This window comes from Stenotrophomonas sp. YJH_SMC_40 (assembly GCF_059368615.1).
Genome location: NZ_JCAFRX010000005.1, coordinates 185,612 through 211,006, shown reverse-complemented (window position 1 = coordinate 211,006; position 25,395 = coordinate 185,612). Strand labels below are relative to the sequence as shown.

General features: G+C 66.3%; 25 protein-coding genes and 1 pseudogene. 8 read left to right on the top strand and 18 right to left on the bottom strand.

Annotated features, from left to right (window positions below; genetic code table 11):
- Positions 1–12: 12 nt before the first annotated feature.
- Complete coding sequence (locus AC5P6X_RS11540; RefSeq protein ID WP_005409782.1) at positions 13–1,152, bottom strand: SPFH domain-containing protein; 1,140 nt, start codon at positions 1,150–1,152, stop codon at positions 13–15.
- Positions 1,153–1,374: 222 nt separating this feature from the next.
- Here AC5P6X_RS11540 and AC5P6X_RS11535 point away from each other — a divergent pair, with 222 nt between their 5' ends.
- Positions 1,375–2,787 (top strand): ComEC/Rec2 family competence protein, encoded by a 1,413-nt coding sequence (locus AC5P6X_RS11535; protein WP_123958614.1) that lies wholly within the window; start codon positions 1,375–1,377, stop codon positions 2,785–2,787.
- Positions 2,788–2,803: 16 nt separating this feature from the next.
- Here the strand turns inward: AC5P6X_RS11535 and AC5P6X_RS11530 are convergent, their stop codons facing one another.
- The 6 genes from AC5P6X_RS11530 to AC5P6X_RS11505 form a co-directional block, all read right to left on the bottom strand.
- Positions 2,804–4,096 carry a transporter gene (locus tag AC5P6X_RS11530; RefSeq protein WP_495215454.1) on the bottom strand — a complete coding sequence of 431 codons (1,293 nt, stop codon included), beginning with the start codon at positions 4,094–4,096 and terminating at the stop codon, positions 2,804–2,806.
- 46 nt (positions 4,097–4,142) lie between these two features.
- The gene (locus AC5P6X_RS11525) at positions 4,143–4,892 is read right to left on the bottom strand and encodes a hypothetical protein (RefSeq protein WP_108269825.1); all 750 of its coding nucleotides are present in this window, start codon (positions 4,890–4,892) and stop codon (positions 4,143–4,145) included.
- A 12-nt stretch (positions 4,893–4,904) separates the two neighbouring features.
- Positions 4,905–5,609: a C39 family peptidase gene (locus AC5P6X_RS11520; RefSeq protein ID WP_012480358.1), complete on the bottom strand. Its 705-nt coding sequence runs from the start codon at positions 5,607–5,609 to the stop codon at positions 4,905–4,907.
- A 99-nt stretch (positions 5,610–5,708) separates the two neighbouring features.
- The gene (locus AC5P6X_RS11515; RefSeq protein WP_329755738.1) at positions 5,709–7,025 is read right to left on the bottom strand and encodes a FapB/FapC family functional amyloid domain-containing protein; all 1,317 of its coding nucleotides are present in this window, start codon (positions 7,023–7,025) and stop codon (positions 5,709–5,711) included.
- 43 nt (positions 7,026–7,068) lie between these two features.
- A complete protein-coding gene (locus AC5P6X_RS11510; RefSeq protein WP_329755737.1) occupies positions 7,069–7,686 on the bottom strand; it encodes a FapB/FapC family functional amyloid domain-containing protein in 618 nt (205 codons plus the stop codon).
- Entirely contained in the window at positions 7,683–8,213 is a 531-nt protein-coding gene (locus tag AC5P6X_RS11505) for a FapA family amyloid fibril periplasmic chaperone (RefSeq protein ID WP_329755736.1), read from the bottom strand. Before AC5P6X_RS11505 ends, AC5P6X_RS11510 begins: the two co-directional genes overlap by 4 nt.
- Before the next feature lie 397 nt (positions 8,214–8,610).
- On the opposite strand from AC5P6X_RS11505, the pseudogene AC5P6X_RS11500 reads away from it, so the two are divergent.
- Positions 8,611–9,965 (top strand): annotated as a pseudogene (locus AC5P6X_RS11500) (sigma-54 dependent transcriptional regulator).
- Here the strand turns inward: AC5P6X_RS11500 and AC5P6X_RS11495 are convergent.
- The 4 genes from AC5P6X_RS11495 to AC5P6X_RS11480 form a co-directional block, all read right to left on the bottom strand.
- Positions 9,966–10,274: a DUF6958 family protein gene (locus tag AC5P6X_RS11495; protein ID WP_329755735.1), complete on the bottom strand. Its 309-nt coding sequence runs from the start codon at positions 10,272–10,274 to the stop codon at positions 9,966–9,968.
- Positions 10,267–10,803 carry a GFA family protein gene (locus tag AC5P6X_RS11490; RefSeq protein WP_329755734.1) on the bottom strand — a complete coding sequence of 179 codons (537 nt, stop codon included), beginning with the start codon at positions 10,801–10,803 and terminating at the stop codon, positions 10,267–10,269. The genes AC5P6X_RS11495 and AC5P6X_RS11490 overlap by 8 nt, the downstream gene beginning before the upstream one ends.
- Before the next feature lie 68 nt (positions 10,804–10,871).
- Positions 10,872–11,753 (bottom strand): TolB family protein, encoded by an 882-nt coding sequence (locus tag AC5P6X_RS11485; protein ID WP_329755733.1) that lies wholly within the window; start codon positions 11,751–11,753, stop codon positions 10,872–10,874.
- The gene (locus AC5P6X_RS11480) at positions 11,750–12,790 is read right to left on the bottom strand and encodes a twin-arginine translocation signal domain-containing protein (protein ID WP_322533911.1); all 1,041 of its coding nucleotides are present in this window, start codon (positions 12,788–12,790) and stop codon (positions 11,750–11,752) included. Before AC5P6X_RS11480 ends, AC5P6X_RS11485 begins: the two co-directional genes overlap by 4 nt.
- A gap of 91 nt (positions 12,791–12,881) precedes the next feature.
- Here AC5P6X_RS11480 and AC5P6X_RS11475 point away from each other — a divergent pair, with 91 nt between their 5' ends.
- Genes AC5P6X_RS11475 through AC5P6X_RS11460 form a run of 4 tightly spaced genes read left to right on the top strand, consistent with a single transcriptional unit; the run spans position 12,882 to position 14,929 of the window.
- Positions 12,882–13,808 (top strand): LysR substrate-binding domain-containing protein, encoded by a 927-nt coding sequence (locus AC5P6X_RS11475; RefSeq protein WP_329755732.1) that lies wholly within the window; start codon positions 12,882–12,884, stop codon positions 13,806–13,808.
- Positions 13,805–14,266, top strand: a complete 462-nt coding sequence (locus AC5P6X_RS11470; RefSeq protein ID WP_329755731.1) for an AraC family transcriptional regulator — start codon at positions 13,805–13,807, stop codon at positions 14,264–14,266. Before AC5P6X_RS11475 ends, AC5P6X_RS11470 begins: the two co-directional genes overlap by 4 nt.
- Before the next feature lie 10 nt (positions 14,267–14,276).
- Positions 14,277–14,702 carry a VOC family protein gene (locus tag AC5P6X_RS11465; protein WP_111151040.1) on the top strand — a complete coding sequence of 142 codons (426 nt, stop codon included), beginning with the start codon at positions 14,277–14,279 and terminating at the stop codon, positions 14,700–14,702.
- On the top strand, positions 14,699–14,929 hold the full coding sequence (locus AC5P6X_RS11460; RefSeq protein ID WP_329755730.1) for a hypothetical protein: 231 nt from the start codon (positions 14,699–14,701) through the stop codon (positions 14,927–14,929). Before AC5P6X_RS11465 ends, AC5P6X_RS11460 begins: the two co-directional genes overlap by 4 nt.
- A 6-nt stretch (positions 14,930–14,935) precedes the next feature.
- Here the strand turns inward: AC5P6X_RS11460 and AC5P6X_RS11455 are convergent, their stop codons facing one another.
- The 3 genes from AC5P6X_RS11455 to AC5P6X_RS11445 all read right to left on the bottom strand — a co-directional run bounded on the left by AC5P6X_RS11455 (position 14,936) and on the right by AC5P6X_RS11445 (position 17,899).
- On the bottom strand, positions 14,936–15,631 hold the full coding sequence (locus tag AC5P6X_RS11455; RefSeq protein ID WP_329755729.1) for an HAD family hydrolase: 696 nt from the start codon (positions 15,629–15,631) through the stop codon (positions 14,936–14,938).
- A gap of 104 nt (positions 15,632–15,735) precedes the next feature.
- Positions 15,736–16,476, bottom strand: a complete 741-nt coding sequence (locus AC5P6X_RS11450) for a DNA/RNA non-specific endonuclease (RefSeq protein ID WP_088436514.1) — start codon at positions 16,474–16,476, stop codon at positions 15,736–15,738.
- Between the two features lie 292 nt (positions 16,477–16,768).
- Positions 16,769–17,899 (bottom strand): hypothetical protein, encoded by a 1,131-nt coding sequence (locus AC5P6X_RS11445; protein WP_329755728.1) that lies wholly within the window; start codon positions 17,897–17,899, stop codon positions 16,769–16,771.
- 325 nt (positions 17,900–18,224) lie between these two features.
- Between AC5P6X_RS11445 and AC5P6X_RS11440 the strand changes: the two genes are divergently transcribed.
- Together AC5P6X_RS11440 and AC5P6X_RS11435 are read left to right on the top strand one after the other, a co-directional pair.
- Complete coding sequence (locus AC5P6X_RS11440; RefSeq protein ID WP_329755727.1) at positions 18,225–19,799, top strand: S15 peptidase family protein; 1,575 nt, start codon at positions 18,225–18,227, stop codon at positions 19,797–19,799.
- An 87-nt stretch (positions 19,800–19,886) separates the two neighbouring features.
- Entirely contained in the window at positions 19,887–21,338 is a 1,452-nt protein-coding gene (locus AC5P6X_RS11435; RefSeq protein WP_329755726.1) for a S41 family peptidase, read from the top strand.
- Between the two features lie 58 nt (positions 21,339–21,396).
- Here AC5P6X_RS11435 and AC5P6X_RS11430 read toward each other — a convergent pair whose 3' ends face one another.
- From AC5P6X_RS11430 to AC5P6X_RS11415, 4 genes are all read right to left on the bottom strand, one after another.
- Positions 21,397–22,227 carry a DUF6708 domain-containing protein gene (locus AC5P6X_RS11430; protein WP_239667434.1) on the bottom strand — a complete coding sequence of 277 codons (831 nt, stop codon included), beginning with the start codon at positions 22,225–22,227 and terminating at the stop codon, positions 21,397–21,399.
- Positions 22,228–22,387: 160 nt separating this feature from the next.
- A complete protein-coding gene (locus tag AC5P6X_RS11425) occupies positions 22,388–23,407 on the bottom strand; it encodes a sugar kinase (RefSeq protein WP_108269830.1) in 1,020 nt (339 codons plus the stop codon).
- A 10-nt stretch (positions 23,408–23,417) separates the two neighbouring features.
- On the bottom strand, positions 23,418–24,605 hold the full coding sequence (locus AC5P6X_RS11420) for a GDSL-type esterase/lipase family protein (protein WP_329755724.1): 1,188 nt from the start codon (positions 24,603–24,605) through the stop codon (positions 23,418–23,420).
- A 21-nt stretch (positions 24,606–24,626) separates the two neighbouring features.
- A complete protein-coding gene (locus AC5P6X_RS11415) occupies positions 24,627–25,379 on the bottom strand; it encodes an SDR family NAD(P)-dependent oxidoreductase (protein ID WP_005409758.1) in 753 nt (250 codons plus the stop codon).
- Between the last annotated feature and the right edge of the window lie 16 nt (positions 25,380–25,395).

Here is a 25,395-nt window from a genome sequence, read left to right as displayed (position 1 = left end):
TGCGTCCTGCTGTTACAGGCCCAGTGCCTTGGCCTTGAGCGCGTCGTAATCGCTCTGGGTGATCAAGCCCAGGTCCAGCATTTCCTTGGCCTTCTTCAGCTTGGCGACCGGATCGTCGGCAGCCGGGGTGGCCGGCTGCTGCATGCCGCCGACACCGAACATGCCCGAGGCCATGCCGACACCGACCAGGCCCGCCGCACCGCCGTTCTCGCCGGCCGACTGGATGCCCTGGGCGACGCTGGCCTGCAGGTTGGAATTGCCGCGCGAACCGGACAGCGCATCGGCGCGCTGCACGGTCTTCAGCAGTTCGCGGGTGTTGGCGTCGTACTCGATCGAGACGATGGCGGTCTTGACGATGGCCAGGCCGCGGTCGGACTTCCACTGGTAACCCTGCTCGACGGCGGCCGACAGGCTCTGCGCGAAGCCCAGCGAGTCCTGCTGCAGCTTAGTGATGCGGTTGCCCTTGCCCGGATCGTTAGTATACAGGCTGAAGGCCGGGGCCAGCGAACCGACCACTTCATTGAACAGCTGGCTGGCAGCGGCGTTGTCCAGATCGGTGAAGTCGAACACCTGGCCCGGCCGCAGGTAGCTGGCCGGTACGAAGTTCTTCACGAACAGGATCGGGTCGACGATCTTCAGCGTGTACGAGCCGCGGGTGATCGCACCGACCTGGGTATTGAGGAAACCGTCGTCCCAGTAGATTTCCGACTGGGTGCCGAAGCGGTTGTCCGGCAGTTCCTTCAGCGAGACGAAGTAGGCCGCCTGCTGCGCGCCCGGCTGGCCGCCGAACTTGAAGCGTTCCCAGCTCTGCTTGATGAAGGTGCTGACCAGGCCGTCGCCGGCGAAGATCGACTGCGAGTTCAGGTCGTCCGAACGCCATTCGTAGCCACCCGGTTCGGCGACGAATGCGGTGATCGCGCCGTCCTGGAACAGCAGCAGGCCGTAACCTTCGGGCACGATGATTTTCGAGCCGTTGGTGATGATGTTGGACGAGCCGCTGGTGTTGGAGCCGCGGCCGGCATTGGTGCCCTGCGGCACCGCCGCGAACAGGGCGGCCGTGGACGGCAGGCCCGCCGGCACGGTGTAGAAGTCCTTCCACTGGTCGGCCAGCACACCGCCAACCGCACCCTTCACCGCCTGTACCAGACCCATGTCCAACTCCCTGTGATTCGAGGGCAGGCACCATGCCTGCCGAGCTTGGCTGAATATAGCAGTGGCCGGGGGCGGCTGTGGTGCCGGCAGGTGAATGGGCGCCACGGGGCCCCGGTAATAGTCCGGACGTTGATTCCGCCGCCGACTCCGGGCCTAATCGGAGGAGGGGCAATGACGTCCCAGCCGACGCTGTGTCGGGCCTGGCCAAGGAGGGTGCAGAGCATGCCGCGCTACAAATCCGAGGAACGCAGTGCACAGTACTACGCACTCTTCGAGCCGACTGACATTCTGGAAAATGGGCGCTGGAACCTTGACGCTCCGGTTCTGATTGATGCGATTCCCGTCGCATCGGCCGAGTCATTTGCCACGATGGACGAGGCGCCGGATAACGTCGACTTTCTTCTGCTGAGCGTCGACGCGCGTGAGGTTGAAGACTACGAGCTGAGCGATGAAGAGTATGCGCGTGGCGAAGACGCTTGGTGCCTAATCACTCTTTCCAACCGCAACTTCGCCGGCGCCATCTCTGTGCGGACACTTCCAATTGGTGATGGCTCTGGTGAGGGAAGTAGGCCTGAAAGACTCTACATGTCCGTGCAGAAGGACGAGACAGGACGCGCGGCGACCTCGAGCAATAACCTGCGCTCCTTTCTGAGTGAGGCTGCCGAGACGTCGCAGGTCGAGGCAGCGCTTCGTAGCGTCGATGTGTCGCTGCATGGCGTTGCGGTCTACGACGTCGGGCAGGCCAACTTCAATGCCCTTGTGGATCAATACGAACATCCTCGTCTGTTCTTTGATTTTGGCCGGCCCATATACATAAAAGGCTTCAGCTCTCCAGCATTGGATAACTTCAATCCTCTGGTCTTCAGCAAGTCGTGGAAATCCAACGAGCCAGTGGTCCTGTCTCATTTGGATCAGGATCATTGGCACTTCGCATTCAAGTCTGGTGTGGCTCGCTGGGACAAGAGCAAGGGTGCCTGGATAGTGAATCCTGTATACCGTCGTACGGCTCGGGAAAGGCCATGGGTTGTCCGCTTGCCGCCATCGACGGTGGCCCTGGGTGCAAGTCACCTCCACCTTCTTTTGTCTCTCAAAAGCAGGAAACTGGCTGGAGGGGCGAGCGCGCTTCACATCTGGAACAGTAATTGGCCGGATATCAGTGTTGGCTCTGTGGTGATCCATCGATGCAATCCGGGCCCGAATACGCCCAACACGCCTGCATATCTGAAGAACAACACTTCCCTGGCGCTAAGAGTGGAATCCGATCATGCGCGCGTTCTGCTGACAGGTGACGCTGACTATCCATCCATTCCGTCATCTGCCAAGCAGGATCTCACCGGAATGGTAGCTCCTCACCACGGCGGTGAGGTTACTGCGAACAGCACGCCAGCAGGGGTCGGCCCAGGTCGAATGGTATTTTCAACATTCAATGGTGCGTATCCCGGCAATCCATCCTCCCAATCATCGTCAGAAGCTCAATTGGCTGGCTGGATCGTGACACAGACCAATTGGCGCTCCTATTGCAGCAGATGCCAGAAGCAGCACGGGCATAAGTACATACCTTTGCTCGCAGCTCCACCTCGATGCGGCTGTACCCACGTGGAACATGCGCAGATATGCCTGCCCACAGGTCCGTGACACTTCAAGTGCGCCCTTACAACATGTACGGAATCTTGAACGCCAACGTGAAGTCCGGCGCATCCGGGGTCAGCCCGATGCCCAGCAGCGTCACCAGCGTGGTGTGCTGGTTCAACGCATAAGTCACGCCCAGGTTCAGGGATGCCGCATTGGCATCACTGCCGATCACCTTCATCCACTTGCCGCCCTGGAAGCGGGTGGAGGCGCGGGCGCTGATGCAGTCACTGAAGGACAGGCTCAGGCTGGTCCGCTCGTTGAACGCAAAGGCCACGCCTGCGCCGAAGTACACCGAGCCACCCAGCTTCACGTCGCCCGGATTGACCGTGTCCGGATTGCTGTCGATGTCGTTGAATCCGCGCGGGATGGAGTGCACATAGCCGATGTTGGCGAACAGGATGGCCGGGTCGGCGGTCTTCACCATCGACAGGCCGAGGTTGGCCTGCCATACGCCGTTGCCGGTGGGCTGCTCGCGCGGCACGGCGAAGCGGATGTAGTCATCGTCATCGCGCTCGATCACCTTCCAGTCCAGGCCGTAGGGTGCGCGTCCGGTGGGGGCGGTGACGCCGGCCGTGAGCACGGTCTCCGGGCGCCAGCCGCGTTCGCCGAACAGCCGGTAGTTCGCGCTCAGGCCAATGTCGCCCAGGCCGTTGCCGTTGGTCTGCTCCTGCGCGATGGCGGCTGCTGCACCGCCGGCGCCGCCTTTCTGGTACACGGTGCGCCGCGCCAGGTAGGGCACATCCAGGTTGAGCGTCAGGTTCGGGCTGACGCCCCAGCGGGCCGCCACGTTGTAGGTCAGCGAGTCGGACTCCACGTTCTCGATGGCGATATTGCCGAGGAAGATGGCGTCCAACGCGAGGAAGCCGTTGAGGGTGAGCTGCTTGCGGTCGTAGCGTGCGTAGGTGAGGCTGTTCTCGATGGTGAAGCGGCGCGAGAACAGGGCCGATTGCTGCTGCTTCACATCGTCCACGCTGCGGCGCGACTCCTGCCTGGCCTGTTGTGCTTCTGCGGCGGTACTGGCGTAACCCTCGCTGCTCGGTGGAGCCGCGGCGGCCGCTGCCTGCGACAATGGCGCGGCCGGTGGGGTCGAGGCTGGGCCAACCCGCCCGCCCAGGCGCGCCTGCATGGCCTGCACCTGCATGTCCAGTTCGCGCAACCGCCGCACTTCCTGTGCGTAGTTGGCCTTCAGCTGTTCCAGCTGGTTGGCCAGGGCCTGCACGTCAGCGCCATCGTCCGGCGTCGTCGGTGCGGCAAGGGCGGTGCCCGCCAGCGCCGCCAGCGCCAACGGGGTGATCCTCATCAGGGTGTGCATGTCCGTGTCCTGCGTTGTGGAGCGTTTCCCCCAATGCCAGGCCCTGCTACTGGCCCGGCCCCATGCCGCGGTTCAACGCAATCGCCTGGGCCACGTTCTGGCTCAACGGCAGATTGCCGCCCACGGCGTTGCGCACCAGCTCCAGCCGCAACTGGTTGCTGGCGATCTGGCCGTCACCGGCGAGGGCGATGCCCTGGCCGACGCTGCCATTGCGGATCCACTGCTGTACCAATCCCTGGCCGTCCACCTGCAGCAGCAGGCGTGCCTGGTTGCCTTCCAGCGCCGCCGTCGCGCTGGCGCCGCCCTGCTGCGCGCTGACATTGCCTGCGCCATCAGAAAGAGCTGCCGGCACGCCACCCTCGCGAACCGTCAGCGTGGTGACGTTGCGCGCGAGATTGCCATCGCCGGCCACCTGCACGCTCTGCACCAGACCGCTGGCGTTGGCCAGGCCGCTGCTGTCGATGCTGCGTCCGTGGGTATCGGGCAGCGGCGCATCGGCTGCCGTGACATGCACGCTGGGCTGGAAGCTGAGTTTCGGCGCGCCACCGCCACGGAATTCCAAGCCCAGGGTCAGGCCGCCCTGCAGGGTCGTGCCGTTGCTGGCCTGCCACTGCGACACCATGGTGACCCCGAACCAGGCGACGTTGTTGCCGCCCACGGTGTAGCGCCCCCGCATCAGGCTCAGCTCCGGATCGGGAATCTCCGTGAGGCCACGCCCGGTCCTGCCGTCGGCGGCCTGCAGGGGCAGGGCAGGGGCCATCAGCAGCAGAGCCATCCATACGTGTTGGCGGAACATGGTCGTACCTCCTCAGAACAGGTCGGCGTGGCTGAAGCCGAAGTCGACCAGTTCGGCATCGGTGATCGGCCCTTGCCGCGCGAAGAGCGCGCGGGCACTGGGCCGTTCGCTGGGTTGCAGAAGAGCGGTGTTGCGATCGAAGTCGCTGCCGATCACCACGAAGACCGCGCGCGATGGCCAGGCGGCCAGGAACTCCGGCAGCGCCAGGCTGCGGTTGCCGAGGATCGGGTCAGCCACTTCCACGATGCCGTTGCGCACCTGCTTGAGCACCACGAAATGGCGGAAACCACGCACGTCCATCAGCACCAGTCCCGGTACGCGAAGGGTGCGCAGTCGTGTTTCGTCGATGCGGTAACCCCGGCCACGCATGCCCAGCGACTCCACGTAGCGCTTGATGTCGAGCAGGGAGAAGCCGCGTTCGGCCACCAGCGCTGGATCGGACACCCCCATCATCCCTTCAATCACCGTCGCCTCGTCGGTCTGCAGGTGGTAGGCGTGGCGCAGGATGGTCGCCAGCGCCGCAGCCCCGCAGCTGTAGTCGGTGTGCTGGCGTACCACGTTGCGGTAGCGCCGCTCCTGCATGCTCTCCACCTTCTGCTGCAGCAGCGCTCCATTGGGCAGTACGCCACTGAAGCGCACGTCGCCCGCCCACGCAGGAACAGTGGCCAGCAGCAACAGGCAGGCCAGCAGGCACATCGAAAGACGGCAACGGATCATCACAGTCTCCGGCAGCAGGGGGGAGCCCCTGCCCCAAGGGGGAGGAGGGACAGGGGCTCCCGGGAACCCGGCCATTGGCGGACGGCCGGGGTGGTGCGCTTACTCGCCGCTGCCACCACCGCCGCCGGTGCTGGGCTGGGCGACTGCCAGGGCCAGGCTGTTGGCCTGCAGGTTGCCGGTGCCTGCAGCCACGTTCACGCCGATGTTGCCGGAGGCGCCGGAGAAGGCGCTGCCGGACAATGCCGAGGTGTTGGTGGCGTTGACGTTCACCCAGCGCGTGGTGCTGACCGTGCCGCTGAGGCTGGCATACAGGTCGGCCACACCCAGTTCGACGAACTGGCTGGTGCCACTCTCACGCGTATCGAAGCCCAGGCCGCCCACCCCCGGCCGGTTGGGGTTCATCGTGGCGTTCTGGATCTGGTTGTCCAGGTCGATGTGGCCGGTGCTGTTGCCACCCGGGTGTGGCAGCTCGCCACTCCAGGTATCCAGGTAGTAGTTGGCCATCTGGTAGGCGTTGCCGCTACCGCGGTAGGTGCCCGCGCCATAGGCCAGGGTCAGGCCGCTGACGCCGCCATGCATGCCGACCTGCACGGTATCGGTGTAGGACTGCACGAAGCCGGCGTTGCTGACCGTGTTGCCGGTGGAGACCTGGTTGGAGCTGATGCTCGACTGGGCCACCGCGGTGGTCGCGACCGAGGCCGCGAGCGCGTTCTTCTGCTCGTTGTTGTTGCCCGAGGCGATGTTCACGCCGATGTTGCCGGACGCGCCGCCGAAAGCGTTGCCGCCAAGACCTGCGGCGTTGGTGACGCCGGAGTTCATGGTGGCGTTGCCGAAGCCGGCCTGGTTGACGAACACCTCGGCGTCAGCCATGCCGAAGCTGAAGGACGCATCGGCAGCGGACAACGACGCGGCATTGTCCTGGGCATTGTTGTCGCCGGAGACCACGTTGAAGCCGAGATTGCCCGATGCGCCGGCACCCACGCTGTCACCGATGGACGCACTGTTGGTGACGAGGCTGTTGCTGGTGGCGTTGTTGCTGATCGACTGGCGGTTGTCGATCACGGCAATGGCCGCCGAGTCGAGGTCGATGTCGCCGGTGATGTTCGGATCGCCGGAGAAATTGATGTCGGTGCTCAGCCGCAGGTCCTTCTCCAGGTTCACGTCGACGCCGTGGTTGTTCTTCTCCTTGCGTTCGTCGGCCTGGATGTTGCTGTGCTTCTGCACATTGACGTTGACGGTGCGGTTGCGCACGTCGTTGTCGGTGTGGTTGTGCGTATCGTTGCGGGTTTCGCTGACGGTGTGGTTGTGGTTGATGTTCGCGTTGGCGTTCTGGTTGTCCCAGCCATTGGCCGCAGCGGCGGTCGAGGCAGTGGCAATCGCCATGGCGAGCATGGTCTGTTTGACGGTCGCTTTCATGGTGCCCTCTCTCTCATCAGGTGGTGCATCGGTTGGGTGGTTGTCACGGGCGGTCCTGCACGACCAGGCCCAGCACGTTGGCCGTATCGTTGCCGTTGCCCGCGATCTGATTGAGTTGCAGGACCCCGTCGAATCCCCGCAGCGCGGTGCTGGCTACACCGGCGCTGCGGGTGCCCGTCGCGATGCCGCGACCGGTGTCGTCCCGCCCCCCTGCCAACGCGGAACCCTCGGCGGCCAAGGCCGTATCGTCGGTTTCGCGTATGCCCTGTCGGGCCAGCGTCGCGCTGACGACGTTGAGCGTCGTGTTGGCGATGCCGCTGGCCTGGTTGATGGATGCGATGCCACTGGCACCGGCCAGTGCGTCACCGCCAATGAATGCAGTGGCTTGCAGCGGCCCGGACAGCACGCGGTTGCCCTGCTGCAGTTGCCGCGCATTGGTCGCCACGTCGGCGCGATCGCCCTTGGCGATACCCCGCAGGTTGGCCTGCACGTTGAGGTCGCCGGCGGCCTGGTTCACGGCGATGGCGCCATTCGCCCCGGCCAGCGCGCGGCCGTCGATCCGGGCCACGTCGAGATAGGCGAGCATGCCGCTGTAGTCATCGGCCCGGGTCGCCGAGGGCGCGGCAGCGAGCAGCAGAAGTACGCCGTGCAGGGGCTTCATTTTCCACCTGCCGGGGCCGTGCCCTGCAGCGGGAACTGGGCCAGTGCGCCGCGCACGGTATCGGCGATACCGCGGGTGCTGCTGCCGACCGCACCGAGCGGCCCACTCATGGCGCCCCCCAGGCTGCTGCCGACCATGCCGTCGCCACTGCGGCCCAGCGTGCCGCCAAAGGCCTGCTGGGTGACCCGTTCAACGGTGGTTCCGCCCGGCGCCGCGATGGACGCGGCCTGGCCGGCGCCCATGCCGGCATAGTCCTCATCGCTCAACTCGTCCATGCCGGTCGTCGTGCCGCCGACCCCCAATGCGGCGGCGATCTCGCGCTGCGGCTTCGGGTCGGCAATCAGCGCCATGCCCGGTGGTGCCATGCGATAGGCCGGCCGCGCGGAGACGTCCCGCAACAGGACGATTTCGCCCGGTTGTGCCTTCGCGCCCTGGCGGGCGCCCGACGCGGACGCGACGGCGCCAACCGACAGCAGAGCTATTGCCAGCGCTGCGGCCAAGCCGCGAATCAGGGTGGTGCCGTCCATGCCGATCTCCCGCGATGGGGTGCGGCGGAACCACGCATCAACCGTGCCAACTTCAAAGTGCCCACCCGCCAACGTCGTGACCGTGCAGCACCTGACCGGGCTGCTGCCATGCTGTTACAGGCACGTCGCGGAATTGTTGGGATTTCGAAGCCCCAGGCACCGCAGGGCAAGGGCGGCGGGCGACTGTCGCATCGGTGTTACAGGTGGCGTCGCCGTCTGCAACGATGCAGCTTCAGCCTCGAATTTCTTGACGCACTGCTCATTGCGCCGCCGTTTAGGGAAGCGCTAGGATCCGCCCAACAAAGGCCACCCCGGTGGCCGTAGAGGTCCCGGCGGGGGGCGGCACGCCGGTGATTGCCTGACAGTCCGCCGACGGTGTCCGGATGCTGGGGGAAGCATGGCAGCGGTCCCGGAGGCTTCTACGTCACGTTGCGTGCTCTGGTTTGGCGAGCCGCTGGCAAACGAGCGCAGTGCGCTGGCGGCAGCGGGCTGGTATGTGCGCAGCATCCATCCCGATCCCGCCATGGCGATTGGCCTGCGCGGGCGCGATCGTTTGCTCGCCGTTCTCGATCTGCGCCATCTCGATGCGGTCGCGCTGCAGCTGCTTGCGCCGTGGATCGAGCAGCATCAGCATCTACCCTGGCTGGCGGTACTGCCACCGGGTGCCGGACCCACATCACCGGCTTGGCTGCCGTTGCTGCAGCGATGCTGCGCGCGCTTCACGCTGCCGTTCGGCCTGCAGGACCTGGTGTGCGCAATGCGCCAGCAGTTCGACGCGGATGATCCGCCTGTCGACGCAACCTGCGGTGGGCACGGACCGCACGCGCTGATTGGCGAAAGCGCCGCGTTGCATGCGGTGCGCACGGTGCTGCACAAGTTTGCGCCGGTGGAGCTGCCGGTGTTGGTCACCGGTGAAACCGGTACCGGCAAGGAACTGGCCGCACACGCGCTGCATGCGCTGTCGGGGCGTGCCGGCAAGCCGTTCATTGCAGTGAACTGCGGTGCGATTCCGGCCAACCTGGTGCAGTCGGAGCTGTTCGGCCACGAACGTGGCTCGTTCACCGGTGCCGACAAGCGGCAGATCGGCGTGTTCGAATCGGCCCATGGCGGAACGGTGTTTCTTGATGAGGTGGGCGATCTGCCGGCAGAGGCACAGACCAGTCTGCTGCGTGTGTTGCAGGAGGGAACCTTCGAGCGCGTGGGCAGCAGCCAGCCGCTGCGCGCAGACGTGCGTGTGCTTGCCGCGACCCACGTCGAACTGGAACACGCGGTGGCGCAGGGGCGGTTCCGCAGCGATCTGTACTACCGCCTGAATGTGCTGCGCCTGCTGATGCCGCCGCTGCGCGAGCGCGGTGCCGACGTGCAGCTGCTGGCCGAGCACTTCCTGCGCTGCTTCCGGTTGCGCCACGGCGTGCGTGCACGCGGCTTTGCACCGGCCGCAGTACAGGCCATGCGGCGCTTCGACTGGCCCGGCAACGTACGCGAACTACTGAACCGTGTGCAGCGCGCAGCGATCATGGCCGAAGGCGAGCTGATCAGTGAGCGTGACCTGGAGCTGGGCGCATCGGCGGCGGTGCTGCCAGCGGCGATGCTGCACGATGCACGGGGGCAGGCCGAGCGCGATGTGCTGCTGCAGACCCGCGCCAGACCGGCTACAACGTCTCCGAGTGTGCGCGGCAGATGCAGATATCGCGCGTGACGGTGTATCGCCTGTGCCGCAAGCACCGGCTGGAGCTGCCTGCGCAGCGCTGATCAGCCGGCCGCGAGGTGCTTGAACAGGCGCAACGGCTTGCCCGCGACGCGCTCGATCACGCCCTTGGCTTCCAGGTCCAGCTGCACGGCCTTCAACCACCAGCCAGCGGTGGCACCTGCCGGGAACAGGGTGGCGGGCAGATGTGGCAGCAGTGCCTGTTTTGCCTGCGCAACGGTCAGGCCGGGCGGTTGCGCAGGCAGGACCCACAGCAAGGCGTGGCGCATGGCGAGATACTTGGCACGATCCACGCGCTGGATGTGCCCGGGCGTGCTGATGCTCTCGATTTCGATCCGCTCGGGCTCAGACATGGGTATCTCCCGCGACTTCGATGCGTGGGCTGCGGAAGCCCATGGCGATCCACGCCTTCATCAACCGGGCATAGAACCGCAGCGACCGGGTCTCCAGGTTCGGCACATCGTCGGGAAGGACAGACGCATCAGGAAGATCACTGACCATGGTCCGCATCTCCACGGCGGGTCTTGCCGATGCCGGCCACAACAGGCCATAGAGGCTCAGCCAGTGGCCGCCGCTGAACTCCAGGAAGAGCGGTGTATTGCAGCATCCCGCCACGACGCGGCGGCTGCCGCCGCTGCTGGACAACCGCAACACGCGCAGCATGGAATGTCCGGCATCGATGCTGACGCGATCCTTGCGGTGCATTACGAAGAGCGTCTGGCCGTGTGGGCCCAGTACGTCCGGTGCTCGGGGCATCGACTGCAGCATGGCGCCGGCCTTGCGGCAGCTGTCGCAGCAGCATTCGACGGTGGCGATGGGTTGGCCCGTGGCGGTCAGGCGCACCTGGCCGCAGGCGCAGGCAAGGGACTGGTGTGAGGCCATCTGCGTTTTCTCCTGGGGTAGTCATCCTCTCGACGAACCGGGGCGCCGAAAATCGACAACATCTGCCTTCAAGGGCGCATCATCCGATAGCGGATGCGGTACAGATCCAACCCTGCGCCGTCCGCGCGCCGCGCCGAATAGGTCAAGGTGTCGGGTTGCGAGCCATCCAGCATCGCGCCGTAGCTGTCGCCGGAGGCATCGTTCAAGGGGGAGGGCAATGCAAGGCCCGCGTCATAACGGTCTCCACGCGCGTAGGCAATGAACTGGCGTACCGGTGCACTGCCGAAGTCCAGGGCGCGGGCAAACACCAGCGTCCGGCCGTCGCCCAGGAAGGTGGCATCGAACTCCTGCGCTGCGGTATTGAGGTCTCCCGGCAGCGGCCGTGCCGGCTGCGCCATGCCACGGACCATCGCTGCGACGTAGAGGTCATGGCCACCCGCACCGCCTGCGCGATCGCTGGAGAACAGCAGCGTGGCTGCGTCGGGCGAGAGCATCGGCGCGAATTCATCGGCCGCGCTGTTCACTGCCGGGCCAAGATTGACCGGCTCCCCGAATCGACCGTCGCTCCCCATGCTGACCCGGTACAGATCGTCGCCGCCCTGGCCGCCTTCGCGATCCGAACAGAAATACACCACGCGGCCATCGGCGGAAAAGGCGGGATCGAAGTCGCGCCCCGGCGAGTTGAACGGCACCGGCATCGCCGGCCGCCAGCGCTGACCATCGTTGCGGGAGACCCAGATGTCATACCCGCCTGGACCGCCGGGCCGGTTGCGGCTGAACCACAGTGCGGTTTTTCCGTCCGGGCTCAAGGTCAGTCGAATCTCGTCGTATTGCGTGGATGCAACGCCCGGGGCGAAGCGCTCGGCGGGGCCGACGATCCGCAGCACCCTGGATGGAGACGCGGGAGGCGACGCAGCAACCAGCAGCATCATGGCCAGCAGCGCCTTCATGCCTGTCGCTCGAAGTCGCTGACCCAGTTGGTTTCCCAACTGCGTCCACCATCGGTCGAGGCCGCCTGTTCCCAGCGCGCCGAACGCGGCGTGATGCGTGACCAGATCACCCGTGTCTGGATTGTTCGACCGTCGTGCTGGTCTTCGCCGAAGAAGCGGCCGACACCGGCCTGGAAACCACCGCGCAGTGGCGCGCCGATCCGGGTTGGCTCCCGGCCATCCAGCCACCAGCTCAGCCAGTGCCGCTCCGCCGCATTCCAGGCGCGGATGCCCATGCCTCGCAGCGGCGCTCCAGGCATGTGCATCAGGTTGTCACCCACGTTGCCGAATCCTCCCAGGACCGGCCAGTTGTGCAGGGTGCCGTTGAACGCGTCCCATGCATCGCTGCCTGCCAGCCGAGCGCGCAGGCGGCGATGGCGCACGTTCCAATGGCCCACCAGGAAATCAAAATCGCCCGGTGCATCCGGCAGCTTCGGAAGCGGAGAGGGGACCGCAGCAGTGCGGCGGAACCAGTTGCGCCAGTTCACTTCCCAGTGCGCACCGGCATCGTCGGAGAACGCCTGTTCCCACCACGGCTCCTCGCCGTGGATGTCGTGCCAACGGAACCAGACCTCGATGGGGCGCCCGTCGATCCGGTCGGTGCCGCGGAAGCTGCCGGCATCGCCCTTGAAAGCGCCGCGCACAGGGGCTTCGATATGGGCAGGGTTGCGGCCATCGATCCACCAGATCGACCACGTGGAAGACACCGGATCGAATGCACGCACGCCCAGGCCCCTGTAGGGGCCCGAAGGCAGCGCCATGACGTTGTCATCGATGGTGCCGAGTCCGCCCAGGGTGAGCCAGACCGCGCTGGAACCGGTGAAGGACTCCCAACGGGTATCGCCGACCAGGCGCTCCTTCAGGCGTCGGTGCCGGACCTGCCAGTTGCCCTGCAACCATTTCCAGTCTTCGCTGTGGCTGGGCAGGGCCCACCCGGGGGGCAGCGCCGTAGATGCCGCCGCGGCGGCCAGAGTGGCCAGGAACTGCCGTCGATCCATGTGCGTGATCCCCTGTCGAAGGTGCCTCCATCGTTGCGCGTACCAGGGGGATTGACCACGCAGATATCGGGGCTCAGGCTAAGTCACACTTATGGTCACCCAACGCCAGCTGCCATCGCTTGCCGCCATCCGTGCCTTCGAGGCGGCGGCGCGGCTGGGCAGCTTCGCGCGCGCCGCCGAAGAGCTTGACACCAGTGCGGCGTCGGTGAGCTACCACGTGCGGCGGCTGGAGGCCCAGACCGGGATCTGCCTGTTCCTGCGCCACGCACAGCACGTGGAACTGACGGCGGCGGGTGCCAGCGTCGCCCAGGAGGCGACCCGGGCATTCGATGCACTGCGCGCCAGCTTCATGCGCGCCGCTGACAGGGATGCGGCGCGACTGCGCCTGTCCGTGCTGCCGACGCTGGGCACCAGTTGGCTGACGCCGCGGCTGGGCACGTTCCGCGCCCGCCACCGGCAGTTCGTGCTGGAACTGGACCTGTCGGCAGCGCCGCAGGATCTGGCCGCCGGTCACTTCGATGCCGCCATCCGCAATGGCCAGGGCGAATGGCCGGGTCTTCAGGCAACTCCCTTGTTTCCCAGCGTGTTCACACCGTTGTGTGCGCCGGCGCTGCTGCACGAGGCGCGTGGGCTGGGCAGCACCGCGCTGGAGATTCCCCTGCTCGGGCGGCCGGACTGGTGGGCCCTGTGGTTTGCCGCGCACGGGCACATTCCACCGCCGGCACCGGAGAGTGTCGTCGCGCCCTTTGCTGTCGAACATCTGGATATCGGCGCCGCGATCGCCGGGCAAGGCATCGCCATTGGTTCGCCGATCCTGTTCCAGGCCGAGCTGGACAGCGGGCGGCTGGTGCAGGCGCATCCGGGTGTCGCCAGCGACGGTCGCAGCTTCTGGTTCGTGGCACCCACGGCGCGAAATGGCAGTGCCAAGGTCATTGCATTGCGTGACTGGCTGGTCGAGCAGGCCGCTGAGGCGCGGCACGCGGCACGCCACTACCTGGCCCAGGCGGTGGTGCCATGAACCAGAGCCCCGAACTGCTGCGGCGCCTGCTGCGTGCCAAGGACCGGATGGACCGCGCCAGCCATGAGGAATGGCCGGTCGCGCGCCTGGCCGAGGTCAGTGCGGTGTCGCCGGCGCACTTCGCCCGCTCGTTCAAGCAGGCCTTCGGGCTGCCACCGCACCGCTATCTCCTCAGCCGGCGCATCGAACGGGCCGTGGCGATGCTGCGTGACACCGAGTTGCCGGTCACCGAAATCGCCGCGCAGACGGGCTGGAGCAGCCAGGGCACCTTTGGCCGCATCTTCCGTGACATCACCGGCGACAGCCCGGGCAATGTGCGCGAGCGCGAGCGTGCTGGCCAGGCGGCGCCGGCCAGCGTGCCGGAGTGCCACGCACGTGCCGCGCAGCGACCGGATCTGAACATCGCAGTTTTGGAGAAGCGGCGCCGTGAGGCGGTTGCTAACGTGGATCCCACCTGAGGGAGGTCCCATGACAAACACTGTGAACACGGTCGGCCTGTATGTGCGCGACCAGGATGAAGCACTCGCGTTCTACGTCGGCACGCTCGGCTTTGAAGTGCACACCGACGTGCGCAATGGCAGCTACCGCTGGCTGACGGTACGCAGCCCCGGGCAGGACGGTTTCCAGCTGGGCCTGTTCGTGCCAGGCCCGCCCACCCACGATGCGGCCACCGCGCTTTCGCTGCAGCAGCTGGTGGCCAAGGGCGCAATGCCGCCGCTGGTGCTGGCCGTGGATGACTGCCAGGCGCGCTACACGCAATGGCTGGCACAGGGCGTGGAATTCACCCAGGAGCCGATCGAGCGCTATGGCGCCGTCGACGCCGGATTCCGTGACCCGTCAGGCAATGGCTGGAAGATGATCGAAGCCCGTTCCGAAGCGAGGCGCCGGCAATGAGCCGCGGTGGCTGGGCACGGCCCGTGCATCGTTGGACCTCGATCGTGTTCACCCTGGCGGTGATCGCCAACTTCGCCGTTCGCGGGCTGGGGCAGGGCGAACCTGCAGCGTGGATCACCTATTCGCCGCTGCCGCCGCTGTTCCTGCAACTGTTCACCGGCCTGTACCTGTTCGCGCTGCACTACGCCGGAAAGCGCCGCAGCGCCGCACTGGGCACTACGGGCTGAGCAGAGTCAGGCGACGGCGTCCACCGCGTAGGCGGCAAGCAGGCCCGGCAGCTGGTCCATGCGCTGGAAAACCACCCTTGCACCCGCAGCACGCAGGGCTTCCGGCGTACTGTGGTGCGGGCCACCCTCACTGAAGCCGAACACGGTGGCGCCTGCGGCAACGCCCGCAGTGGCGCCGGTGACGGTGTCCTCGATCACTGCACAGCGCGTCGGGTCGACGCCCAGCGCTGCGGCTGCAGCCAGATACACGTCCGGGTGCGGCTTGGTGCGCGGCATGTCCTGGCCACTGAACACATGGGCACCGAAGGCATCAAGGATGCCGACCTTGCCCAGCTGCAGCTTCACCTTCTGCAGGTCGGCACCGGAAGCGCAGGCGATCCGCCCGCCGGTGGCCGCAGCGATCGCACGCACGGCCTCGGGAGCCCCCTGGATCGCTTCAAGGTCACGTTCCAGTGCCCGGTTGCGCTGATGGCGGAACTCCTCCAGCCATTCCTCGGTGAACGGCTTGCCGGTGCGCTCTGCGATCAGCCCTGCCAGATGGGCCACGGACTGGCCGAGGAACACTTCACCCGCCTGCGCCGGGGTCAGCGGCCAGCCGCGTGCGGTCAGCATTTCCGAGAGAACGCGGGCGACCAGCGGCTCGGAATCGACGAGTACGCCGTCGCAGTCGAACAGCACGGCATCGAAGGGGAAACGGGACATTTACAGCTCCAGGGGGCAATGCGGTGGTGCAATTGCCCGCCATTTTCCCACAGCCATCCCTGTGTGGCACCCGGACTGGGTGCCACCCATTCCCGGCCGGCCGGTCAGCCCAGGTCACAACCCGCCGGCTGCGGCCAGGTGCTGGCCGGCAGCATGTTCTTCAACGAGGCCGGTGCGTTGATCGCCACGTAGCTCGCACCCAGCAGCTCCTCCAGATCGGCGATGGTCACCAGATAGCTGTCGAGGCTGCCCAGATTGGCTTCGTTGGGAATGATCCAGCTGATCGCCTTGGCGGTGCCGGTGTTCGGGTCACGGGTGATGATGGTCTTCCAGAAGAACTCCGGCGTCGGGATGCCGTGGCTGGAAAGGAAGTAGTCGTTGGAGGCGTCGCCGTAGACCACGCCACCATAGACATCCACCGGCGCGATGTCGCGGTAGCACTCGGCCACGTTCTCGGCCTTCACCCAGATGCCCTGGTTGAAGCTGGACACCTGCGGAACGATGTTGGTCATGTAGTTGGCGCGGCGGATGTAGGTCGCGTTGTAGTCCATGTGGTTGGAGGTCACCAGATGACCGCGGTCATAGCCGGATCTGATGCTGGCATAGGAGGTGGTGCTGGTCTGGCCCAGGCAGCCGGCGGGCAGGTCCGGATCCTTGTAGAAGCTGGAGGGGCGCGCTTCCGAGCCGGTGTCTGCGGTGAGCGTGTATTCGTAGCGGGTGGCGCTGTGGATGCTGCAGTCGTAGGTGAGCACGAAGCCGCCCTTGTTGAGGGTGACGACCTGGGCCTGGGCAGCGCCGGCAAAGGCACTGAGGACGAACGCGAAGAAGAAGGTTGCAAGGCGCATTGCGGTTCTCCAGCAGAAGTTCAGGGCGCAGCCGTCCGCCACGACCAGGCCGGGGCGAAGTCATGGGAGGGCGTTGCGGGGACGGGTGCTACGGATTGCGGTGGGACGTGGCCGCGATGACAGGCCCGTGGAGGCCTTGCGGTGTCGTAAGCGTCACAACCTGTCGTCTTTCGGTCAATGACGAAAAGGCGAAGCTGTGACAGTGCGCAAGCACTGGTGATGTGTCAGATCAGGCGGCGCGTGGGTGACACGCGCGAGTGCTAGGGCGTGGCGGTGCCTGTCGCCGCCAGGCTCAGGGCTGTGCCCGCAACACGTAGTCGCCGCGGCGCGCTCCTGGTACCAGCGACCATCCGGGGGCCAGGCTCAGCGCCCATCCGTGACCCTGCAGGGGCAGTTTGCCCGAGGCAGGCGCCTGCACGAACACGGCCTTCCAGTCGTTCTGCAGCAACGCTCCATCGGTGACCGTCAATGTTCCCCATACGTCGCTCAGCTGCATCGTGGGATACACCGTGCCGATGCCAGGTAGCGGCTGCATGTTGCTGGGGTCGAACTGGATGCGCATGCTGCGAAGATCCAGCCGCAGTACCGGCCCGGTCACGAAGCGGGCCTGGTTGCGTTCAAGCTGTGCAAGGCGCTGCTGTTCGCGCTGCACTTCCGTTTCGCGCAGCGCAGGCCCGTCATAGCGTGCTGCCGTGGTCAACAGTGCAGCTTCGCCGGTGAGTGGAGTGCTGTGCATGCGCTCTGCCAGAAGTGAACCGAGATCGCGGGCGGGATGGCCAAGATTGCGATGCCAACCGGGCGCAACCTGGTCCAGCAGCAGGCCATAGGCCGGGCCGGTCGCGTAGGCGAACGAACGGACGAAGCTGCGATCATCCACATGGGCGCGAAGGTCATGAAGTGCGGCCTCGATGCGCACAGAGGGCGTTGCGTTGCCGACGAGAACGCCGGTGTACTCGGCCAGGCCTTCGTTTAACTCCAACGCGGCTTCTTCCTGGGCGGCAGCAGGGAAGCGACGGTAGCGCTCAGCACGGAATGCGAGCGCATCGTTCATCGCGTTGCGCTGTGCGCCGGGGTCGGGTGCGGACAGTGCGGCGGCAAGTGCGCGCCATTCCAGCTGCAGCCAATAGCGTCCTTCAAGCGTGTCGAGGTGCTCATTGCCGCCCTCTGCCGGCGCTTCGATCGACAACGCGGGTTGCAGGCGGTGGAACATCTCGTGGGCCAGCAACGTGCGTCGCCGGCCTTCGTCCTGCGGCAGCGGCCAGAGCAGCTGCGTCCAGCGGGTGCCGGACCATTCGACGGCGGTGTTGGCGATGATCGCGTCCGGCGGAAGCTGGCCGATGAAAACCTCTCCACGTGCCTGCAGGTTGCCCTGTGCATCTGCACGGGAAGCCGTGACCCGGCGACTGGTCCTGTCCACCAGCATCATTGGCCCACACAGCGACGCTCCCCAAAGTCGGCCGTTGTCGGCCTGACACAGCGTTTGCGCCTCTTCGAAGACTGCGCCAGCGGTCACGTCGGACAGCGCAGGATCCTCCGCGGACACGGGGCCAACGGCAACCAGCAACAGGGCGACAAGTAAAAGCGGCCGGGGTCTCATTATCCATCCGTCCTTGGGAAGGTCCCGTCATAGCATCGATTCAAAGGTTGCGACAGTGCAGCAACGGTCATGCTGCGTCGCAAGGTGCCACCCACCATTCGCACTGGTACGGTCCGATCCGTTGCACCACCACCGACGGGGAGAGACCACGATGCGCAAGGTAGTGCTGCTGTTGATCCTGCTGACCGGGCTGGCGCCCACCGCCTGGGCGGCCACGGTCAAGACCACCCATCGCACCATTCCCAGCTGGGATGGAACGCCTCTCGGGGCCTTCGTCATCGAACCGCAGGACGCGGGCAGCGGGCGCTATCCGCTGCTGGTGATGCCCAGCAGCTGGGCCGTGCCCAGCGTGGAATACGTGGGGGTGGCGCAGTCGCTGGCCCGGCGTGGCTACGTGGTGATCAGCTACAGCTCGCGTGGTTTCTGGGAATCCGGCGGCAGCATCGACATCGCCGGGCCGGCCACGGTCGAGGACGTCAGTGCGCTGATTGACTGGGCGCTGGACAACACCCGCGCCGACCCGTCACGAATCGGCGTATCGGGCATTTCCTATGGGGCTGGCACCAGCCTGCTGGCGGCCGCACGCGATCCGCGCATCAAGGCAGTGGCGGCACTGAGCGGCTGGGCCGACCTGCAGGCGTCGCTGTACAGCAACGACACCCCCAGCGCGCAGGGCATCGCGCTGCTGGTGGCAGCCGGTCTGGTAACCGGCCGCCCCGGACCGGAGCTGTCCACCATCAATCGCAATGTGCTGGTCGGCAACTACCAGGGCGCGGTGGACACGCTGTTGCCGGTGGCGGCGCAGCGCAGCCCCGGGTCCAGCATCGACGAGATCAACGCCAACCAGCCAGCGGTGTTCCTGGCCAACGCGTTCAACGACAGCCTGTTCCCGCCAGGCCAGCTGGTTGATTTCTTCAACCGCCTGAAAGGCCCCAAGCAGCTGCAGCTGCGCCATGGCGATCACGCGCTCAACGAAGCCTTTGGCGCATTGGGTATTCCCAACGAAGTCTACGATTCGGTGGGCGACTGGTTCGACCATTACCTCAAGGGCGAAGCCAATGGCATCGACCGGCAGCCTGCGGTGCAGCTGAAGTCGCAGAAGGGCAGCTGGAGCACCTACCCGAACTGGCAGGCGACCAATGCCGGCGCCGTCAGCTATGCGCTGACCGCCCCCAAAGGGCTGCTGCTGCCCACGGGCGGCCTGGCCGCGAGCGGTAGCAGCACCGGCTGGAGTTACCGCATCGGCAGTGGCCTGCTGACCGCTGCCAATTCCGGCGTGGCAATGGCCTCTGGTGCACTGCAGATGATCAACCTGCCGCCGGGTGCCTATGTGCCGTTCGTGGGCCGCACCGCCGCAGGCGTGTGGCAGGGGCCGATCCAATGGAGTGCGCAGCGCCTGGACGGCACGCCGGAAGTCCGCTTGACCGTCACGCCCAGCCGCGCCAACACCACGCTCTATGCCTATCTGTATGCCGAGGACGTGCTGGGCAACGGCCAGCTGATCAGCCACAAGCCCTATACGCTCCGGGGTGCCACGCCGGGGCAGGCGAAGACCATCGACCTGCGGTTGGAAGCCAGCAGCTGGAACGTTCCGGCCGGCAGCCGCCTGACCCTGGTGGTTGATACGGTGGATCTGCGCTATGCGGGCATCAGCCAGTTGGGTGGCACGGTGACCTTCAGTTCACCGGCGAACGCGCCGTCGGTACTGAAGCTGCCGCTGCATTGATGGAAGGCCGCGCCCGTTGCGGCGGGCGCGGCACACCCATCCTGAAAGCTGCGAGACTGCAGGTCGATCCAGTGGAGGGATGAATCCATGGCCATTGCATGGCTGCTGCTGGGTGCAGCGCTTGCTGCACCTGCCACGCAAGATGCGTCAACCGACGTGTCGAGTACGCTGTTGAAGGATCTGGAGGCTGCAGATGCGGCGATGCGCAGCAGCCATCCAGGGGCCGTTGATCGGCAGAATCCCGGATTTGGCGCGCAGCTGGCCGATGCACTGGCTCTGGCACGCTCACGCGCTGGAAGGGCTGACAGCTTCGCTGGGTACTGGTGGGCCATGAAGGGCTATGCGGCCTCCTTCAACGATGGTCATGTCAGCCTCAATGCGCTTGCCGGGGCCCCCGAGCTGCCAACGCGGTGGCCCGGCTTCCTGACCGGCTTCGACGGCGACACGCAGGTGGTCATGACCGTGGATGGTGGGCCTGGCCATCCGCCACTTGGGGCGCGATTGCTGTCCTGTGATGGCATCGATGCACAGACGCTGGCTGCGCGCCGGATCGGGGACTTCAGCGGGCGCTGGAACCTGCAGGCCAGCCGCATCCACGGCGGCGGTGAAGTATTGCTGGAGCAGGGCAATCCTTACGTGCCGGCACTGCGAACCTGCGTATTCCAGGTGGATGGACGCGAAAAATCCTATGCACTGCAGTGGCAGCCGCTGCAGGCGGCACAGCGCAAGGAGCGGCTGGCCGACACCCGGCGCAGCTTCCGCCCGGCCAATGGCTGGCACACCATGCCCGATGGCGGCTACTGGATCACCACCAGCAGCTTCAACGCCGACCCCACGGAGCAGAACTTCAAGGAACTGACCGCGCTGCTTGAGCAGCTCGCTCCGAAAGCCGAAGCACTGCAGCAGGCACCGTCGGTGGTGCTGGACGTGCGTGGCAACAGTGGCGGCGCTTCGCAATGGAGCATCGAACTGGCGCGATTGATCTGGGGCCATGCCGCCGTGGGCGCGCTGCCCGACCGCAGCTGGGTGGAGTGGCGGACCTCCGAGGCCAACATCGCCCAGTTACGCGCCTTCCTGCAGAAGCTGGAGCAGGCGCCCGACGCGTCGCCAGAGCTGCGTCGCATGCTGGAATCGGTGACGGCGGGCATGGCACAGGCGCGCGACCGGGGTGAGGCAGTGTGGCGCGAGCCATCCGAGGCCAGGGCAGATACAGCTGCAACCGCAGGCCCGGCCGCTCCGCTGCGCAGGGGCAGGGTGGTGATCGTGGCCGATGCCTCCTGCGGCTCGGCCTGCCTCGATGCGCTGGATCTGTGGAAACGGCTGGGCGCAATGCAGGTCGGCGTCGAGACTTCGGCCGACAGCCTCTACATGGATGTCAGGCCGGAGCGGCTGCCAAGCGGGCTGGCCAGGATTTCGGTGCCGATGAAGGTTTTCCGGGGGCGGATGCGTGGTTCGAATGAACCGCATGTGCCGGATCGTCGCTATGACGGCGACATGCGGGACACACGCGCACTGGAAGCGTGGCTGCTGGCGCTGTGAGGACGCACCTGCCCATGACGCGGGATTCCCACGTGCCGTTGCCGGACGCAACGCTGGGTCAGCGCAGGTCCGGTGGATTCATCGAAGCGTCGCGGACACAGGGATCACCGGCGTCCGGTGTCAGGCGCGCCTCGATGTCCGGTGGAAACTGCGGAATCCTGCTGGTCTGCATCACCACCCAGCGCATGATCGTGTGCAGGTAGTTGAGTGGCAGCATCGTGAGCCACATGAAACCCGGGAGCTGCGCGTCTTCGGCGAAGATGCGCTCCTTGCCGGACGCGAAGCTCTCGCGCTTGCCGTCCAGCGGCATGCAGCAGTGCACCGCGTCCACGACGGCTGCCGGTCCTTCTTCCATGTAGCGCCGCAGGAACTCCCAGTGGGCATGTGCGTTCTCGATGCGAGAGGTCGCGATGCAGAACGCGAACGTCTCCCGTACTGTGACGCCATCCGCGTCCAGGATCAGTCCGCGGACATCCCAGTTGTACCATCCGAAGGTTCCCGTTCCGCGGCCAAGCGTGAAATAGACCTGGTCCCAGGGCACGCTGAGGATGGTGCCATCCAGCCGGAACACGTGTATCTGCCGGTGCTTGCGATCGAGCGCGATCGGATAGTAGGTCCAGCGGAACAGCTCGAGGCAAGCCACCCAGATGCTCGCTGCAGTGAAGGCGGCCAGCATCGCCATGCCGATGAATATCGCCTCCCACAGGCCGTTTTCGTTGGGTAGCCTGTTCACGATCAGCAACCAGAGCAGCATCAGCACGCCGCCCAGCCCGAAGGCAATGCCGATCGCGCCCAGCAGGGCTGCAAAGCCACGCGCGGCGAACCAGCGATCCACCGAAACCAGGCCGTTCGAATTCATCTTCACCACGCACAGCTGTGCCAGCGGCACGACATCCAGCCGCTTCTTCTGCAGCAGGCGGTGCTCGCGATCAAACGCGTCCAGTGGGCGGTTGTTGGGAAACTTGTGCGTGTATCCGGTGTAATCCATGGGCGATCCCTGCGCGATTCCAGCGCCCGTTGGATTCTAGCGGGATTCTCCCGGGGGGAGATCAGCGACGAACGTCGAACGGGTGGCTCTCCATCAGCGCCCGGACTTCAGCGTCGCGGGCAGGGCTGAAGTCGCCGGGAATGGCGTGCTTCAACGCGCCCGCGGCCAGTCCGAAGCGGACGGTGCTTTCTGCGTCGAGCCCGGACAGCAATCCGTGCAGGATGCCGGCGGCAAAGGCATCGCCACCGCCGATGCGATCAACGATGCCGGGCAGCGGCCTGGGAGCAGCCTGCGCGCGGGTTCCATCGCGTCCCAGCAGCAGAGCGCCGAGCACGTGATGGTCGGCGCTGATCACCTCGCGCTGGGTGCAGGACAGCCACCGCAGGTGCGGGAACGCGGCAAAGGCAGCGGCCGCAGCGGCCTCGGTTCGGGCGACCGCATCGTCCTGCGCGAAGTGCAGCCCCAGCACCAGTTCGATGTCCCGATGATCGGCAAAGACAATGTCGGCCTCGGCGAACAGCTCACGCAGGATCGCCGCTGCGTCGCCATCCCAGCGTCGCCACAGTGAGGGACGGTAATTGCCGTCGAAAGACACCTGCACACCGGCCGCGCGAGCCGCACGCACGGCACCCAGCACCGACTCGGCCACGTTGGCGCCCAGCGCCGGGCTGACGCCCGAGACATGCAGCAGGTACGCGCCGGACAGCACGGCGGGCCACGCATGATCCTCGGCGCTGCTGTTTGCGAATGCAGAACCGGCCCGGTCATACACCACTTCACTGGCGCGCTGCACCGCACCGGTCGCCAGGAAGTACAGGCCCATGCGGTCACCCTCCACTTCACGCACGGCGGCCACGCCCACGCCATGCCGCCGCAGCTCGGCCACGGCATGCCGGCCCAGCGCGTTACCGGGTACCGTGCTGACCATCTGCACATCGTGGCCCAGGCTGGCCAGCGAGACCGCCACATTGGCCTCGGCACCTCCCACATGGACCTGCAGCTGCGGCGTCTGCAGCAGCAGTTCACGACCGGGCGCGCCCAGGCGCAGCAGCAACTCACCGAAACAAACGACGCGGCTCATCGGTTCTCTCTCACTCGGGGGTAGTGCAGCCCAGCATGCGCAGATCGATGGCATCGGCCATGCGCCGGTAGCCTTCGTCGTTGGGATGCAGATGGTCGCGGGTGATCTCGTTGGGCAGCGATTCGGCTGCCTTCGGGTCACGCAGCGCGGCATCGAAATCGATGATGCCGTCGAAGCCGCTGTTGCCGCCATGTGCCCACTGGTTGATCGTGGTGCGGGTGGCGGCGGACACGGGCTCGTAGCGCTCGGAACCGCCGAACGGGGTCAGCGTACCCAGCCAGGCGCGGATGCCGTGCGCATGCAGCCGCGCCGCAACCTGTTGATAGCCCAGCAGCATGTCCGCCGCATTGCGTCCAGGCAGCGGCTGCGCGCCACCGCCGTGGCGGATGTCATTGATGCCTTCGAACAGGATCACCTGATCGGCGTCGGCCACTGCGATCACGTCGCGATCCAATCGTGACAGCGCACTGTGGCTGCGGCCATGATCAAGCAGCTTGTTGCCGCTGATGCCCTGGTTGAGTACCACGAACCGGTTCGGGCAGGCCTGCTGCAGGCGCTGCGCCAACCGCTCCGGCCACTGGTTGAAGGTGCCGCGGCGTGCGGTGGCGCCTTCCGTGATGGAATCGCCCAGCGCCACGATTACCTGGGGACGATCATCACGCTGCACCATCACTGCCGAGAACACGTTCTGCTGGTAGCTCAGCCGCACGCTGTCGGCGACGGCTGTCTGCCTGCCATCTGCGACCCGCAGCTCGGTGCGGCGCACGGCGGGGCGGGTGGGCTGCGGGAAATAGGCACTCACGCTGATCTCCTGCAGCGCCGCCACCGGCATCCGCACCGGGTCGCTCAGCAGCGCGGCTCCGACCGGCACCTCGATGACCGCGCGGCCATCCACCGTTACCCGCAGCGGTGCGGCCTTGCCGTTCTTCACTCCCACACGCAGGTCCTCGACCCGCAAGGGCGCCGTGCCGAGCTCGTTGCTGATGCGCAGCCGCAGCGCATCGCCACGGCTGCCGATACGCATGTCCTGGCGCACGGTCTGTGCGGCGAACTGTACCGGCGCATCGGACGTTCCGTCCTTGCGGTCGGGCGCGGGCGCGGCCGTCCAGGCAGTGACCCACACGGGTGCGGCCCACACGGCGGGCGCCGTCATAGCGGAGCAGAGCGTCAATGAAAACAGAAGTGTCCAGCGCTGCATGGGCAGGAGTCCGGTCAGGTGTCAGGAGAAGTAGGTGCCGCCGTTGACGTCCAGATTCGCCCCGGTGATGAACGCCGCCGCATCCGAGGCCAGGAACACCGCAGCGTCGGCGGCTTCGTCCGGCGCGCCCTGGCGGCGCAACGGGGTGGCGCCGGCAACGGCTGTGCGTACTTCCGGCTTGGTGAATTCGTCGTGGAAGCGGGTGGCGATCATGCCGCAGCACAGCGCGTTCACGCGGATTCCCTTCGGTCCCAGCTCCTTGGCCATGGCACGGGTGAAGGTCATCACTGCCGCCTTGGCGGTGGCGTAGATCGATGCGCCCGGGCCGCCGCCATCACGGCCTGCCTGCGAGGCGAAGTTGACGATGGCCGCGCCTTCGCGCATGTGCGGCACCACCGCGTGGGTGGTGAGGTAGGTCGAGGTCAGGTTCAGGTCCATCACGGTGTGGAAGAACACCGGGTCGATGTCGGCCAGCGGCCGGCGCTGCACCATGCCACCGGCCACGTTCACCAGCAGGTCGATGCGCTCGCCGAACGCGGCCTGTGCCGCAGCGACCAGGCCGGCGACGGCCGTGGCATCGGTGACGTCGGCGCGATGCACGATGGCCTGGCCACCGGCCGCCTGGATCCGTGCCAGCGTTTCCTGGGCACTGGCCTCATCATTGGCGTAGTTGATGCAGACGCGTGCACCGGCGGCAGCCAGCTTGATCGAAACGGCGCGGCCGATATCGCGGCCACCGCCGGTGACAATGGCCACCTTGTCCTGGAACGACATGCGGAAAACTCCTTGA